This window comes from Methylocella tundrae, from assembly GCF_038024855.1.
Classification (GTDB): Bacteria; Pseudomonadota; Alphaproteobacteria; order Rhizobiales; family Beijerinckiaceae; genus Methylocapsa; species Methylocapsa tundrae.
Genome location: NZ_CP139089.1, coordinates 2,948,696 through 2,962,960, shown reverse-complemented (window position 1 = coordinate 2,962,960; position 14,265 = coordinate 2,948,696). Strand labels below are relative to the sequence as shown.

At 59.8% G+C, this 14,265-nt stretch carries 14 protein-coding genes and 1 tRNA gene; 6 read left to right on the top strand and 9 right to left on the bottom strand.

All coding sequences use genetic code 11. The annotated features are described in order from the left end of the window. Positions 1–96 precede the first annotated feature (96 nt). A complete protein-coding gene (locus tag SIN04_RS20285) occupies positions 97–576 on the top strand; it encodes a GNAT family N-acetyltransferase (protein ID WP_134490737.1) in 480 nt (159 codons plus the stop codon). Between the two features lie 171 nt (positions 577–747). Here the strand turns inward: SIN04_RS20285 and SIN04_RS15875 are convergent, their stop codons facing one another. The 3 genes from SIN04_RS15875 to SIN04_RS15865 all read right to left on the bottom strand — a co-directional run bounded on the left by SIN04_RS15875 (position 748) and on the right by SIN04_RS15865 (position 2,511). Continuing rightward, positions 748–1,017, bottom strand: coding sequence for a conjugal transfer protein TraD (locus tag SIN04_RS15875; RefSeq protein ID WP_134490735.1), 270 nt, complete (start codon positions 1,015–1,017; stop codon positions 748–750). A 553-nt stretch (positions 1,018–1,570) separates the two neighbouring features. After that, positions 1,571–1,647, bottom strand: a tRNA-Arg gene (locus SIN04_RS15870). Positions 1,648–2,322: 675 nt separating this feature from the next. Continuing rightward, the gene (locus SIN04_RS15865; protein ID WP_134490731.1) at positions 2,323–2,511 is read right to left on the bottom strand and encodes a YdcH family protein; all 189 of its coding nucleotides are present in this window, start codon (positions 2,509–2,511) and stop codon (positions 2,323–2,325) included. Between the two features lie 254 nt (positions 2,512–2,765). On the opposite strand from SIN04_RS15865, the gene SIN04_RS15860 reads away from it, so the two are divergent. Further along, positions 2,766–2,984 carry a YdcH family protein gene (locus SIN04_RS15860; protein ID WP_134490729.1) on the top strand — a complete coding sequence of 73 codons (219 nt, stop codon included), beginning with the start codon at positions 2,766–2,768 and terminating at the stop codon, positions 2,982–2,984. A 19-nt stretch (positions 2,985–3,003) separates the two neighbouring features. Here the strand turns inward: SIN04_RS15860 and SIN04_RS15855 are convergent, their stop codons facing one another. Together SIN04_RS15855 and mnmA are read right to left on the bottom strand one after the other, a co-directional pair. After that, entirely contained in the window at positions 3,004–3,621 is a 618-nt protein-coding gene (locus SIN04_RS15855; protein WP_244605995.1) for a class I SAM-dependent methyltransferase, read from the bottom strand. 182 nt (positions 3,622–3,803) lie between these two features. Then, positions 3,804–5,051 carry a tRNA 2-thiouridine(34) synthase MnmA gene (mnmA, locus tag SIN04_RS15850; protein WP_134490725.1) on the bottom strand — a complete coding sequence of 416 codons (1,248 nt, stop codon included), beginning with the start codon at positions 5,049–5,051 and terminating at the stop codon, positions 3,804–3,806. 464 nt (positions 5,052–5,515) lie between these two features. Here mnmA and SIN04_RS15845 point away from each other — a divergent pair, with 464 nt between their 5' ends. After that, positions 5,516–5,791 carry a DUF1153 domain-containing protein gene (locus SIN04_RS15845; protein WP_134490723.1) on the top strand — a complete coding sequence of 92 codons (276 nt, stop codon included), beginning with the start codon at positions 5,516–5,518 and terminating at the stop codon, positions 5,789–5,791. Positions 5,792–5,899: 108 nt separating this feature from the next. Here the strand turns inward: SIN04_RS15845 and SIN04_RS15840 are convergent, their stop codons facing one another. The 3 genes from SIN04_RS15840 to SIN04_RS15830 all read right to left on the bottom strand — a co-directional run bounded on the left by SIN04_RS15840 (position 5,900) and on the right by SIN04_RS15830 (position 8,566). Beyond that, on the bottom strand, positions 5,900–6,601 hold the full coding sequence (locus tag SIN04_RS15840) for a septation protein A (protein WP_341264048.1): 702 nt from the start codon (positions 6,599–6,601) through the stop codon (positions 5,900–5,902). A 264-nt stretch (positions 6,602–6,865) separates the two neighbouring features. After that, on the bottom strand, positions 6,866–7,687 hold the full coding sequence (locus SIN04_RS15835) for an RMD1 family protein (protein ID WP_174512416.1): 822 nt from the start codon (positions 7,685–7,687) through the stop codon (positions 6,866–6,868). 123 nt (positions 7,688–7,810) lie between these two features. Further along, positions 7,811–8,566 (bottom strand): haloacid dehalogenase type II, encoded by a 756-nt coding sequence (locus tag SIN04_RS15830; protein ID WP_134490717.1) that lies wholly within the window; start codon positions 8,564–8,566, stop codon positions 7,811–7,813. Positions 8,567–8,879: 313 nt separating this feature from the next. Between SIN04_RS15830 and SIN04_RS15825 the strand changes: the two genes are divergently transcribed. The 3 genes from SIN04_RS15825 to ilvC all read left to right on the top strand — a co-directional run bounded on the left by SIN04_RS15825 (position 8,880) and on the right by ilvC (position 12,332). Then, the gene (locus SIN04_RS15825; RefSeq protein WP_134490715.1) at positions 8,880–10,637 is read left to right on the top strand and encodes an acetolactate synthase 3 large subunit; all 1,758 of its coding nucleotides are present in this window, start codon (positions 8,880–8,882) and stop codon (positions 10,635–10,637) included. 5 nt (positions 10,638–10,642) lie between these two features. Further along, positions 10,643–11,206 (top strand): acetolactate synthase small subunit, encoded by a 564-nt coding sequence (ilvN, locus tag SIN04_RS15820; RefSeq protein ID WP_134490713.1) that lies wholly within the window; start codon positions 10,643–10,645, stop codon positions 11,204–11,206. Positions 11,207–11,312: 106 nt separating this feature from the next. Continuing rightward, positions 11,313–12,332: a ketol-acid reductoisomerase gene (gene ilvC, locus SIN04_RS15815; protein WP_174512419.1), complete on the top strand. Its 1,020-nt coding sequence runs from the start codon at positions 11,313–11,315 to the stop codon at positions 12,330–12,332. 294 nt (positions 12,333–12,626) lie between these two features. On the opposite strand, the gene SIN04_RS15810 is transcribed toward ilvC, so the two are convergent. Continuing rightward, positions 12,627–13,685 carry a helix-turn-helix transcriptional regulator gene (locus SIN04_RS15810; RefSeq protein WP_134490709.1) on the bottom strand — a complete coding sequence of 353 codons (1,059 nt, stop codon included), beginning with the start codon at positions 13,683–13,685 and terminating at the stop codon, positions 12,627–12,629. Positions 13,686–14,265: the final 580 nt, after the last annotated feature.

Here is a 14,265-nt window from a genome sequence, read left to right as displayed (position 1 = left end):
CGGCGGCCGGGCCTCCCGGCTGCAAGGTGTCGCAAAAGCTAGACTTTCATCCCTTAGTTATGCGACAGACGCTTACGCCTACGATGAACAACGAGTATGTTCGCTATCGAGGACCAGACCATCTCCGCCTTGCACCAACCAGATCCGCACATCCGACCGTACCGACCGGAGGACGCGCCCAGAGTGGCTCAGATCTGGCAGGATAGTTGGAACGCGACAGGGCTCGGCGAGGGTTCGCTCAGCGACTACCAGCAAAGGTTAGCCTCTCAGGGGGTGGCGTGGAGTATCCATGTAGCCATTATGGAGGGCGCTATCGAAGGTTTTCTGGCCTTTCAGCGCCCCGATTGGGTAAGACAGTTGTTCGTCTCACCCTCGCATCAGGGCAGAGGTTTGGGCAAAGCACTCCTGCGCCTTGCCAAGCTGGAAATGCCGGACGGATTCTGGCTGCGCACGGATGCGGCCAACGTCACGGCGCGACATTTCTACGAAGGGGCGGGGCTCGCGCTGCGGGACTTGGGCGTCCACCCCGTACACGGGCAGCAGGTTGCAACCTACATCTGGCCATGCCCCGACTGATCCTGTGAACGAGCCGGTGACTACCGCAAGACTACATTGCAGTTTTAGATTTTCAAGATTGAGACCTTCTGCAACATAGTCTTCGATTAGAACCGATGAAGCGGCAAGCATTTGCGCGGCGATGGCGGGCGGCACTGCGATATGTGAGGTCTCCGCGCCGCCCGCCATCAGTCACGCCCGATCTTGCGGCGTTTCCTGCGAGATCGTGGAGGCATATGCCGTCCTCTCCATAGCAAACGCTTGCTTTCCCTTCGCGGTCCAGAGCGCCAGCGCGTGTTCAGCCTGATCGCTTCGGAGCTTGTCGGCCACCCAGAGCAACGCGCCGTAGATCATGGTGCGGTCGTCGCCCGTCAGGTCCGCGACCCCGGACTTGACGACAAGGCCACCGAGTTCGATCAGATGCCGCGTCCGCTTGCGACGTTCGACCTGCCAGGTGCGCATCTGTGGACGCCCCGATGGATGCAAGAAGAATCTTTCGATCAGGCATTGCGCGAGTAAGTGCGGGGTCAGAGTAAAAACTCACCCCTGTGCGAAGCCGGTCAACATATGTTGGGGGGAATATATGGCGGCCTGCGCCATGACCTAACCCGCCTGCGGCGTGACTGCGCTCCTGGCAGCCCGCTCGATATCGTCATCGTTGCCTTAGCTCAGACGATTCGCCGGTTCTTCGATGCAGTCGAGCAGTTCGATCTTACGACGTTGCGATGTGATAGCCGCGACCCTGATTGGCTAGCGTTCGAGTCCGCTTTGCGAACACTGCGCAAATCGATCGGTTTTCAGATCAAGGCGCTTGCCGACTCCTATTCCATTCCTCCTCAGGGAGAATTCTCGGCCTATTTGCCGCAAGGGTCCGACGGAAGCGCCTAACGCTGCGGCCGGCTAGGCCGAGCGAGCCCCACCGCGATGACCATTCTCTGCACACGTGATGGCGCTGGAACTCGGAGAGGCGCGGCGCAATATGGGGCGCAACAAACGTCTGATCTCTTGAGAGAGATGGCGCGCCCGACACGATTCGAACGTGTGGCCTCCACCTTCGGAGGGTGGCGCTCTATCCAGCTGAGCTACGGGCGCATCTCACATTGCCTAGTCCGACCGACCTTAACAGGTCAACGGATTCGGCAATCCTACTCACAAAGCCCCAGCCAGTTCGCTGGATTGCTACGCCCTTATCCGCTGCGCCTTTCCGGAAGCTGCTTACGCGGTGCTTACGCGGAAAAATATCGGACTTGGGCGATCTGCTGAGGCTAACCTAACAATCTGACTTTACGCGTCTTTCCTATTCATACTCAAAACATTGCCCCCTTGACAGCAGCCTTCGGAGGGCAGCGCTCTATCCAGCTGAGCTACGGGTGCATCAGAGATCGAAGGCTCGCGCCTTGATTGTCGCCTTAGCGGCGCAATGCGACGCTACCCTTAGCCGATTTCGCAGCCTTTCGCCAAGCCATATCGGCGCTGCAAAGGCAAATTATGGTCAAAGCGGGCGCGGGCTTGCACTCCCTGGCCCGCGCCCGCTTGACGGAAGCAATGTGGTCGCGGCCGCGCGATCGCGGCGCATCCGCAGCTTCGAAGCCGCGCTCGAAACAGCCATGACGAAACGAACGGCGTGTCGCCCGCGCTAGTCCCGGGCAAGCAACGACCTGCCGCGCCGCCGGCTCACATGCTTACGGCATAGAAAGCGCCTGCACGCGTATTGTACAGTCCAGCAATCAGCTCTCGCGCGGCAGATATGATTATGCCGTCGTTCTGCTAATGTATAGTTGGGAATGAGGACTCGCCGCGGAGTTTGACGATTTCGTCCTTGAGGTGGAGTTTCCGGCGTTTCAATTCGGCCAATTTCAGCTCGTCGGTGGCAGGATGAACCAGAGCCTTCTCGATTTCTTTCTCGAGAGCCTCATGGCGCTGCTCGAGCGCGACCAAATGATTTTCGAGTGACATGCAGAACTCCTTGTTGAAGTCTTCGCACAGGGACAGTGTGCCACAGGATTTCCATTTCGCGAAGGGTTTCGTGACAGCCTGGCGTAAATTTCATGAAGAAGCCGTGGCGCATTTTCCGCGACGGCCTCCGCCATTGCGCTTGCCGCGGGCGGGCGGCCACCCTATTTTCGCGCATCGGATGAAGCTTGGCTTTGGGTTTCGCCTTTCGAGGGATTCCACGATCAAAGCTGTTGAAGTCCAAGGGTGCTGAAATCATGACGGACAAGGTGAGCGAGGCGGACCGCGCGTCGTTGCAGGCTGAGCTCGAGCATTTGCGTCAGGAACATCGCGATCTTGACGTCGCGATCGAAGCTCTCCTCCATCTTGGCGCGGCCGATCAGCTTCAGATTCAGCGGCTCAAGAAACGCAAGCTTATTCTGCGCGACCGGTTATTCTTTATCGAGGATCAGCTGACGCCGGACATTATCGCCTGACCTTGCTCGCTTAAAACCTTCAAAGCTTCTGCAGTCGCGCAAGCGTAAACAGGCCGAATGGCGCGAGCCGGCGTCGTTCGAGCAGCCTGACCGACCGGTTAGCAGCGATCCAGTCACCGAGAATCGACCATTGAAATCCAGGGCGCCAGCCAAGGTCCGCGCTGCGCAGGCTGAGCCAGGATTCGATCCAGGCCATTGGGCCTTTCGCGGCGCCAATGTGATTGACGAGGATGATTTCGCCGCCCCGCTTCACCACGCGGACCAGTTCGTCGAGCGTTGCGTGAGGCTCCGGCACGACAGTCAGCACATAGGGCGCGACGACGGCGTCAAAATGCGCGTCCGGAAAGGCAAGCCGCATCGCGTCCATGACGATGAGGCCTTCGACATTGGCCAGCGCTTTCGCCGAGACGCGCCGCTGCGCCCGCCGCAGCATGGGTTCGGAGAGATCGACGCCGATCAGATGGGTGCGCCGGTCGAACATCGGCAGTTCGAGTCCGGTGCCAACGCCGACGTCGAGAACGCGCCCGCCCGGACGTTCGGCCGCGGCCGCCGCCGCCTGGCGCCCCGGCCGCAGCACGAGCGCGAAGACGAGATCATAGATGGGCGCCCAGCGCGCATAAGATGATTTCACGTGAATATTGTCGAGAACGGCCGCATCCGCGGCAGCGGGCGCGTAAACGGCCTCGAGGGCGCTCGCCTGCCCCGAATGGTTCTGCTCTGTCAAAGGCCCATCCCCCAGCTGCGCCCGGAGCCATGCTAGCCGAAGCCCAGCCCCAACGTTAGTCAGTGTTGAAGTTCACGCGCTGAACCTCTCGGCCATTAAAGCTGAGCCGGCTCGACCTGTATATCCGCAGATTCCCAAGGATGGAGGCGAGGCGCAGCTTCCGTCGAGCTGATAAAGCCGCCGCCCAAAACCCGCGCCTGCGGCTGGTCGGACGCATAAAAAACACAGGCCTGGCCCGGCGACACGCCATCTTCGTCATTGGCGAATTCGACGAAGGCGTCTTCGCCGCGGAGGTAAAGGATTCCCGATACCGGGGGGCGCGTCGAGCGCACCTGCACGAAAATAGGCCGGCCCGCGGCGGAAATATCGGTCAGGGAGCCATCACCGATCCAGTTCAGCGCGCGCAAATGCGCCCGACGCGTGGCCAGCGCCTCGCGCGGCCCCACGACGACACGCGCCTGCGCGGCGTCAAGCTTGACGACGAACAAAGGCTCGCCGGTGTTCGTTCCGCCGAGCCCAAGGCCGCGTCTCTGACCGATAGTGTAATGAATCACGCCCGCATGGCGGCCGAGCACGCGGCCATCGACGTGGACGATATCGCCCGGAACGGCGGCGCCCGGGGACAGCCGTTCGATGAGGTCGCTATATTTGCCGTTTGGGATGAAACAGATGTCCTGGCTGTCGGCCTTGTCGGCGACAATCAGGCCGAACCGCCGCGCCAGCGCCCGCACCTGCGTCTTCGTCATATCCCCCAAGGGGAAACGCAGGAGCTGGAGCTGCGGCTTTGTCGTCGCGAACAGGAAATAGCTCTGATCGCGGGCGCTGTCGAAGGCGCGATACAGCGCCCGCTCGCCGGCCTCGTCGCCTCTTGTCGAGACATAATGGCCGGTCGCGAGCACATCCGCGCCAAGACCGAGCGCGGTCTCGAACAAATCAGCGAATTTCAGCTCGCTGTTGCAGGAAACGCAGGGAATTGGCGTTTCGCCGGTGGCGTAGCTGTGGGCGAAAGGATCAATGACCTTTTCGCGAAAGCGCTCTTCATAATCCAGGACGTAATGGGGAATGCCGAGGCGGGCCGCGACGAGACGCGCGTCATGAATATCCTGACCCGCGCAGCAAGCTCCCTTCCTGTGAACCGCCTCACCGTGATCGTAAAGCTGCATGGTCACGGCGATGACGTCATAGCCCTGCTCCTTAAGGAGCGCCGCGACCACGGATGAATCGACCCCGCCCGACATTGCAACGACGACGCGGGTCTCGGCGGGCGTTTTCGCAAGGCCAAGCGAATTGAGCGCATTGGAATTGGCGCGCTCGTTCGCCGCTGGCGGAGGACTTAGATTCATGTCGCCATCGCTCATTCGATCTTGCCGCCGCAGACGATTCTCCCCGGGCCAATGGCTGAGCGGCAATCGTCGAATGACCGCCGCGCCTGGTTCAACTCACCGATTCAACACCCGACCCCGGCCGTTCTGAGCCGCCCGTAACGCCCGTCCAAGACGAGGCGCGTCTACCACCTCATATAGCCTCTTCACCGCTCGGCGCAATGTCGCAGAGGAGCCGCCCCAGCGAGGTTTTCCGCGCGGCTGAAGTAACCAGCGCGCAAGTCCCGTCACCCGGCTCTCCGTAACGTAACGCCGCGAACGTTTCAAGTTGACACGAAATTCGATGCTTTTCCAAGAAATTCTACAATAATCGCGGTCGAGTAATGACGAATTGTTAACAAAACAACGATGTGCGTTTAGGCAAATCTTAAAACACAGGTCCTATGTTGAGCTCTATCAAGCAGTCAGATCGGTGAGTTTTAATTATGGCCGAACCCAATCGTCATCGCGCGAAATATGTCATCGGCCCGGACGGGAGCCCTTTGACAGTAGCCGATTTGCCGCCGCCTAGCACGAAGCGATGGGTGATCCGGCGCAAAGCTGAAGTCGTCGCCGCTGTGCGCGGCGGCCTGTTGTCCTTAGAGGAAGCCTGCAATCGCTATACTTTGACAGTCGATGAATTCCTCTCATGGCAAATGTCGATCGACCAGCACGGCCTCGCTGGACTGCGCACAACCCGGATTCAACAGTATCGACTATAGAGCATGATCGCTTCAAATCGGAGTGATCATGCTTTTTTATTTGCGGTTATTGTTCCATACTCGCTGCCTGCTGAACGGGCCAGCGTTAGATCGGTAATCTTCATCTGACTAGAAATGTTCGGGCGCCTTTTCCGCTTCTTCCTCATCCAATTTATTGCGCATGATGAATGGCAACTGAGCCAGCGTGAACAGAAAAACCAGAATGAAGAGACCGGGAAACTTGAAGGCGACCCACACGTTGGTCGCCTGGGTTCGCCAAACGATTTCGTTCATGGCGGCCAGCACGAGAAAAAACGTCGCCCAGCGCAAAGTCAGCACGCGCCATCCGTCTTCGGTCAGGGCCATCGCATGATCAAACAGGATCGGCAGCACCGGCCGATTGAAGGCAAGGCCGCCAAACAGCGCGGCGCTGAAGCAGACGTAAAGCACAGTCGGCTTCATCTTGATGAAAGTGGCGTCATGCAGATAGAGCGTCAGCGCGCCGAACGCGACGGCGAGCACAGCCGTCATCAATGGCACGAACGGAATACGGCGCGTCAAGGAAAATGAAGCGATAAGGGCGACTACGACCGCCGCCATCAGCACCAGCGTCGCGATGAAAAGGCCGGCGCTGTCGCCCGACAGGACGGATGCTGGAAGAAAAGGCGCAACGATCGGCTCAAACACCTTGGGCCGCGCATTGGCGAAGAAAAAGAGCGCCAGCGGACCCAGTTCCAGAGCGAGCTTGACCCAGGCGTTTTGCGGCTTTCCGCGGCCTCCGGCTTTTTCCGCCGCCTTCAGATCGGAGTTTTGCTTCAACATTTCGCTCATGCGCCGGATGTTCCGTGTTCGGTTTCTCGTCGCTCTGGTCTAAAGCATAGCCCCGAAAAGTTGGAGACTTTTTGGAGAAAGGCTATGCGCCGAGGAAAGAGTATAGCCCCGAAAAGTTGGAGACTTTTCGGACGAAGGCTATGCGTCGCAGAAAAGCATAGCCCTGAGAAGTTGTGAGCGTCAGGACGACGCGACGCTGTAAAAAAAAGCGTCATGGAAGGAAGAAAGTTCTCAAAGGAACGCGCCGGCCAGGCGATGAGCGCGCTAATGCTTCAAAAAACCCATCTGGACAAGGCTGAGGAAGATTTCCGCCACGATCAGAATGACGATCGTCGCCTCCAGCCTCGTCGCGCGATCGGCGTCGAGAATGTCCGTCAGAATGCGCGCGGTCTCGACGATCATGTCGAGCTTGCGCGTCAATGTTTCGGCGCGCTCCTTCAATTCATATTCATCTTCGAGACGCGCGTAGAGCCGCTCGAGGTCTGGCCGATCCCATAACACGTCCGGCTTTTCCTCGACGGCGACGCGGCCGGAGACGCGGTGTTGCACCAAAAGGGTCTGGCCGATCAGTTTCAGCATCGATCGCCGTTTCCAGGGCGGCCGGCCGCTGCGTGCGAGGCTGGCGGCGAAAGGCTCGATAATGTCGAAGACGGCGTTGACTTCACGCTCGTCGCGGCCGAGCGAAACCGTTTTCGCGAGCGCATCGGCCACGACGAGAACACGCTGTTCCGACAGGTCCTTCATCGCTATGGCGCCGCCGGGCGGGATCTTGTCATCGAAATCGGGGGAGATTTCGAGCACGGCGGATTCGTCGTCGATATGCTCATGCGGACCGGAAACCCGCAGTTTCACCTGTTTCAGGACGTCGTCTTCCTCGAGCGGGGACAGGCCGATCATCACGGCGACGCCGAAACGGTACAGCGCGACGAAGCCATTGCCGCCGACATGGAAAGCGAGCGGATTGGCCGAGATCATATCCGATCGTTCGAGCCCCGCGGGGTCGATCCGGTCGCCAAGGAGGAGCGCCCGCGCGGTGACGCGGCGGATCGGCGCTGAAGCCGGGGCCGTCGTTTGAATGCTGGTCATTGTCGGAACCTAGCTGAGCCGGGGCGGATTGGAAAGAAACCCTCCGACGCCGCACGGCGGCGGCGCGACGCCTCCAAAGCTATCTCCATATTATGTGACGCTTTTAGAACCGCCGGATCAAGCTCAGCGGGAGGCAAGCCCGAGAAGACGGGCGAGATCGCCAATGCCTGCGGCGGCGAGATCAACGGGAACGAGCGGACGCGCCTCTCCCGCGCCGCCCGTTCCGAACTCATCCGGGCGCGCGATATGCGCGGTCCGAAGGCCACACGCCGCGGCGGCGGCAAGATCCGAACTATGCGTCGCCACCATCAGACAGGCGCTCGGCGGCAAGTCGAGAGCTGCGGCCGCTTTCAGGTAAACCCCCGGCTTTGGCTTGTAATCGCCGGCGAATTCGGCTCCGAAAATGGCGTCGAAAACGAAATCATTATGCCGCGCGAGATCGACGAGCAGCGAAATATTGCCGTTCGACATCGGCGCGAGGATGTATGTTTCGCGCAGCTTCGCGAGTCCGCGGGCCGCATCGGGCCAGGCGGGCAGCCTGTGCCAGGCGAGGTTCAGCGCGGTCAGCGCGGCTTCCGGCGCGCCTTCGAGACCGAAGCGCGGCAGGATGCGGTCGAGGTTGCGGCGGTGGATCACGTCGAGCTTCGAGAAAGGGATGCGGCCCGAGCGGACCTCCTCCATGCCGGTTTGATATTCGCCGCGCCAGGCGTCCGCGAAGGCCAGCCAGTCCAGGGCGTAGCCGAAAGGAGTTAGGATGGCCTCCGCCTGCGAGGCGACGCCGCCGCGCCAGTCAACCAGCGTGCCGAACACGTCGAAAAACAGGGCTTTGACAGCGAGAAAGCCGGGGGCCGTCCGGCTCGAACCTATGCTATGCGCCATGCGCCCGATTCCTATACTCATCGCTTTTCATCGCCAATCGCTTTTCTGCGCGGCGCGCGATTTTGGGTATTACAGGCATATTGACGCTGAAGCCGCGCTCGGATATAGAACGCGGCACTCTTGTTAGAGGATGCATTGTGACATTTTTTCTCATCGTATCTTGCGCGTCGGAGATGGGACGGAGATAACTCCGTTATCCCTATCTGGCGCACGTCCGAGGCCCTGAGGGGCCTTTTTTATTGTCCGCAAACCTAACCTCTCGCATGCCTGACTGATCGCAAGTCGAACCATTCGAGTGTATCCGGAGCAAATTATGTCCAATCTGATGACTGGCGCCGAAATGGTCGTCCGGGCGTTGCAGGACCAGGGCGTCGAGACGCTTTTCGGCTATCCGGGCGGCGCGGTGCTGCCGATCTATGACGCGCTCTTTCACCAGAACCAGATTCATCACGTGCTGGTCCGCCACGAACAGGGCGCCGCGCATGCGGCGGAAGGATTTGCGCGCTCGAGCGGCAAGGTCGGCGTTCTCCTCGTGACGTCAGGCCCCGGAGCGACCAACGCGATCACCGGCCTCACCGACGCTTTGATGGACTCGATCCCGCTCGTTTGCATCACGGGCCAGGTGCCGACGCATTTGATCGGCTCCGACGCGTTTCAGGAATGCGATACGGTCGGCATCACGCGGCATTGCACCAAGCATAATTATCTTGTGCGCCAGATCGAGGATCTGCCGCGCATTCTGCATGAGGCTTTCTACGTCGCGCAGAATGGCCGTCCGGGTCCCGTCGTCATCGACATCCCGAAGGATGTGCAATTCGCGGTCGGCGATTATTTCGGCCCGCATAAAATCGAGCACAAAACCTACAAGCCGAAGCTTGAAGGCGACGCCGACAAGATCGAGCAGGCGGTGGCGATGATATTGGCGGCGCGCCGGCCGGTTTTCTATACCGGCGGCGGCGTCATCAATTCCGGGACGGAAGCCTCGCGCCTGCTGCGTGAACTCGTCGATCTCACCGGCTTTCCGGTCACCTCGACGTTGATGGGCCTTGGCGCCTATCCGGCGTCCGGCAAAAAATGGCTCGGCATGCTCGGCATGCACGGCACTTTCGAGGCCAACAACGCCATGCATGATTGCGATCTGATGATCGCCATTGGCGCGCGCTTCGACGACCGCATCACGGGCCGTCTCGACGCCTTTTCGCCGGGCTCGAAAAAGATTCACGTCGATATTGATCCGTCCTCGATCAACAAGAACGTCAAGATCGATCTCGGCATCATCGGCGATTGCACGCATGTGCTGCGGCAGATGGTCGACCTCTATCGCGCGCAAAAGGCTTCGCCGGACGCTTCGGCCCTTGGCCAGTGGTGGACGCAGATCAATCGCTGGCGCGCGCGTAAATCACTTTCCTACAGATCCTCGAAAACGGTGATCAAGCCGCAATATGCGGTGCAGCGGCTCTATGAGCTGACCAAATCGCGGAAAACCTACATTACGACCGAGGTCGGCCAACACCAGATGTGGGCGGCGCAACATTATCATTTCGAGGAGCCGAACCGCTGGATGACGAGCGGCGGCCTCGGCACAATGGGTTATGGCCTGCCGGCGGCGATCGGCGCGCAGCTCGCCCATCCCGACGCTCTCGTCGTCGATATCGCGGGCGAGGCCTCGATCCTGATGAACATTCAGGAGATGTCGACCGCGATCCAATATCGCCTGCCGGTCAAGATCTTCATCCTGAACAATGAATATATGGGAATGGTGCGGCAATGGCAGGAGCTGCTGCATGGCGGGCGCCTCTCGCAGAGCTATTCGGAGGCGCTGCCGGACTTTGTGAAGCTCGCCGAGGCCTATGGCGCCAAAGGCATCCGCTGCTCCAATCCGGCCGACCTCGACGCGGCGATCCTCGAGATGATCGACTCGCCGCAGACGGTCGTTTTCGACTGCATCGTCGACAAGACCGAAAACTGCCTGCCCATGATCCCATCGGGCAAGGCGCATAATGAAATGCTGATGCCCGACGATGACGACATCGAAGGCGTGATCGACGCAGCCGGCAAGATGTTGGTGTAAAGGCGATGAATGCTTTGACAAACACTCCAGTCGCTCCTCTTTCGCCCTATTCCTCGGCGATCGGCAAATCGAACATCGAGACGCATACGCTCTCCGTGCTCGTCGACAACGAGCCGGGCGTGCTCGCCCGCGTCGTCGGCCTCTTCTCCGGCCGCGGCTACAATATCGAGAGTCTGACCGTCGCCGAGGTGGTGCAGTCGGAGCATTTGTCGCGCATCACAATCGTGACGTCTGGAACGCCGGTTGCGATCGAGCAGATCGGCCATCAGCTGGAGCGGCTGGTGCCGATCCACAAGGTCACCGACCTCACCTTGCGCGGCGGCTCCGTCGAGCGCGAGCTGGCGATGATCAAGGTCGCCGGCAAGGGCGCCGACCGTGAGGAGGCGCTGCGCCTCGCCGACGCGTTCCGCGCCCGCGTGGTCGACGCCTCGATCGAGAGTTTTGTGTTCGAGCTGACAGGCGCCGTCGACAAGATCAATCAGTTCATCGAGCTGATGCGGCCGATCGGTCTTGTCGAAGTGTCCCGCACCGGCGTCGCCGCGATCTCGCGCGGCCCGCAGCCGATGTGAAAGCTCGGAATGATTTTTGACAAAGCCGCCCCGGCGCCTAAAAGACGCCCATTCATCATCATCTGAAGCCCGCAAAGCTTGCGGCAGTTTGAGGAAACATCACGCCATGCGCGTCTATTATGATCGGGATGCCGACATCAATCTCATCAAGTCGAAAAAGGTCGCCATCGTCGGCTATGGCAGCCAGGGCCATGCGCATGCGTTGAACCTGCGCGATTCCGGCGTAAAGGATGTCGCCGTCGCGTTGCGCGAGGGCTCCGCCACGGCGGCCAAGGCCAAGGGCGAAGGCCTGACGGTCATGAACGTCGCGGATGCCGCGAAATGGGCCGATGTGGTGATGATGCTGACCCCCGACGAATTGCAGGGCGACATTTACACGGAGCATCTCGCCCCGAATTTGAAGCAGGGCGCCGCGCTCTTATTCGCCCACGGGCTCAACATTCACTTCAATCTCATCGAGCCGCGCAAGGATCTCGACGTCGCTATGGTCGCGCCGAAAGGCCCCGGCCACACCGTGCGCTCCGAATATAAGCGCGGCGGCGGCGTGCCCTGCCTGATCGCCATCGCGCAGGACGCCTCGGGCAATGCGCATGACATCGCGCTGTCCTATGCCTCGGCCATCGGCGGCGGCCGCGCCGGCATCATCGAGACGACGTTCCGCGAGGAATGCGAGACCGACCTTTTCGGCGAGCAGGTGGTGCTCTGCGGCGGTCTTGTCGAACTCATCCGCGGCGGGTTCGAGACCCTGGTCGAGGCGGGCTATGCGCCCGAAATGGCCTATTTCGAATGTCTGCACGAGGTGAAGCTGATCGTCGACCTCATTTATGAGGGCGGCATCGCCAATATGAACTATTCGATCTCGAACACCGCCGAATATGGCGAATATGTCACCGGTCCGCGCATCGTGACGCCAGAGACCAAGGCCGAGATGAAAAAAGTCCTGAACGACATCCAGTCCGGCAAGTTCACCCGCGACTGGATGCTTGAAAACAAGGTCAACCAGACCTCGTTCAAGGCCACGCGCGCAAAAGCCGCTTCGCACCAGATCGAGGAAGTCGGCGCAAAGCTGCGCGCCATGATGCCCTGGATCGGCGCCAACAAGCTGGTCGACAAGGCGAAGAACTGAGCCGATATCGTTGAGGCGCGCAAGCGGCGTGGTCGATCACGCGCCGCCGGCGCCGGCAAGAATCCACCGCCTCCGGGCGGGGGCGGCTTTCGCCGAGCTGATGGCCCTTGATGTTCCGTCAAGGCGCCGCGGGGCTCATGGGCGCGGCAGCGATCGAATGAGATGTCCGCTGATCGGCTGGTCATCCGGGCGTCCGAGGATCGGCGATTGCATTTGTCCGAATCGCGCGCCCGGCGTGTGGCTCCCGCGATTGGGTTGAAAATACGCAGGTTCGCTTGATCTGCGGCGGGAAAGTCAGAGCGACTGGAAAATCGGCGTGAACTTCTTGACGAGCGCGCGTTCCGAGACGACATCCGCCTTCCGGTAAATGCGAAGCCTGCAATTCTTGATCGTTCCCTTGCTGATCTCCAGTTTCTGAGCGATCTGGCCGGTATTTTGGCCTCTCATGATCAAGGTCAAAATCTCGCGCTCGCGTGGCGTGAAGATGTGCAAAATACTGGCGATCCGGCTGATATAGTCGGGCTCGTCGCGGGACGATGACTGCGGTTCGAGGACGAACATTCTCCCTCCCGGCGCCAGTGGGAAATCCCTGTCGAACACTTCCGACTTAAGAACAAAGTCCTTCAGGAGACGCGTCTGAGGGCTCGACCCGGCGAACAGCGTGGCGACCGTCGACATGATGGATGCGTCCGAGGCAACCGCCTGATTCCAGGATTCATTGGAATACACCTCGACGCCGAAGCGATCCTGAATCAATGTGGGCCGCTTTATGAAGCCCTTTATTTCGGTATCGTTCGTGTGCCGAAGATCGTTGAACAGCCATCCGAGATGAGCCCGGTGATATCCTTCGAGGGCCGGAAATATCAGCTGGGCGCGCTGCACGTCGGCCTTTGAAAAATGACCCTTTTCGCGCTCAAGGAAAAGGCCAAAGCAGCAATGTCCAACAGTCGAGAAGAACATTCCCATCTCGTCAGACACATTGGCCGCCGCCTGGAATATTCTGCTATAGATTATCGATTCCGCGCTTGAATTTTTCAGTTCTGAGAGCGTCAAAACTCCAGGGCTGCCATTGCTTTTCCAATACTGTGAAAATGGATCGACGCCCGAGCATTGTTCATTATAGATATCGACGGTCTCATCGGAGACATTATGGGTATATATAACATCAGGCGGCGCAACTCGTGAATAACGGATGATCCAGCTCGATTCATGTCGAATGCTGGCGCCAAATAGATCTATCAGTTCTCGATGAAATCCGTCCGTCCCGATCGATCTCGCGACCCCGCCAAGCCGCCGAAACCATTCTTCGTCATCGAAGCGAAGCAACGGCGATTTCTCAACATGACTGCTCATCGCGTATTCCGCCGATTGCGACATGCGTCCAATCCATAGAATGAGATAGAGCTTGCCGGGACAAAAGCCAAAACGCAAAGGATTTGCAACGGCGTCCGGATCTTGAGCCTACAAAGCTTGTCACCCGCGCCGGGGACACTAAAAACACAAGCCTTTTGTGACGTTCCTTCGCCTCCGTGCCGCGACGGCGGCGTCTTCAACGGCGGTCTGCCCCGTCCGCGTCTATCAGCCAGCGGATCGGTCGCCAAGCAAAGCGCATGCCCGGTGCGGACTGCCCGAGTTCCAGACTGGCTCCCTCGCTTGTCGTCGCTCGATCGGCGCGATCCCGTCTGCGCGCGGGGATGGAGGATGAAGGAGGAGGAGACGGCGCCTATCACTATCTGCCGGCTTCGATAGTGCCAATCGGCACCATTGCGCCGATGCACCGAGGCGAATTAAACAGGACCATAATCAAGACGTCTGGAGGGACGATCCAAGAGTATAAAAGCGGGCGGTGGCGACAGGTCGCCACTGGAAGCGGGCGTTCGAGCCACGAGCTTCTGTCAATTGCTTATTTTCCGCTGTGCGGCCGCAGATAAAT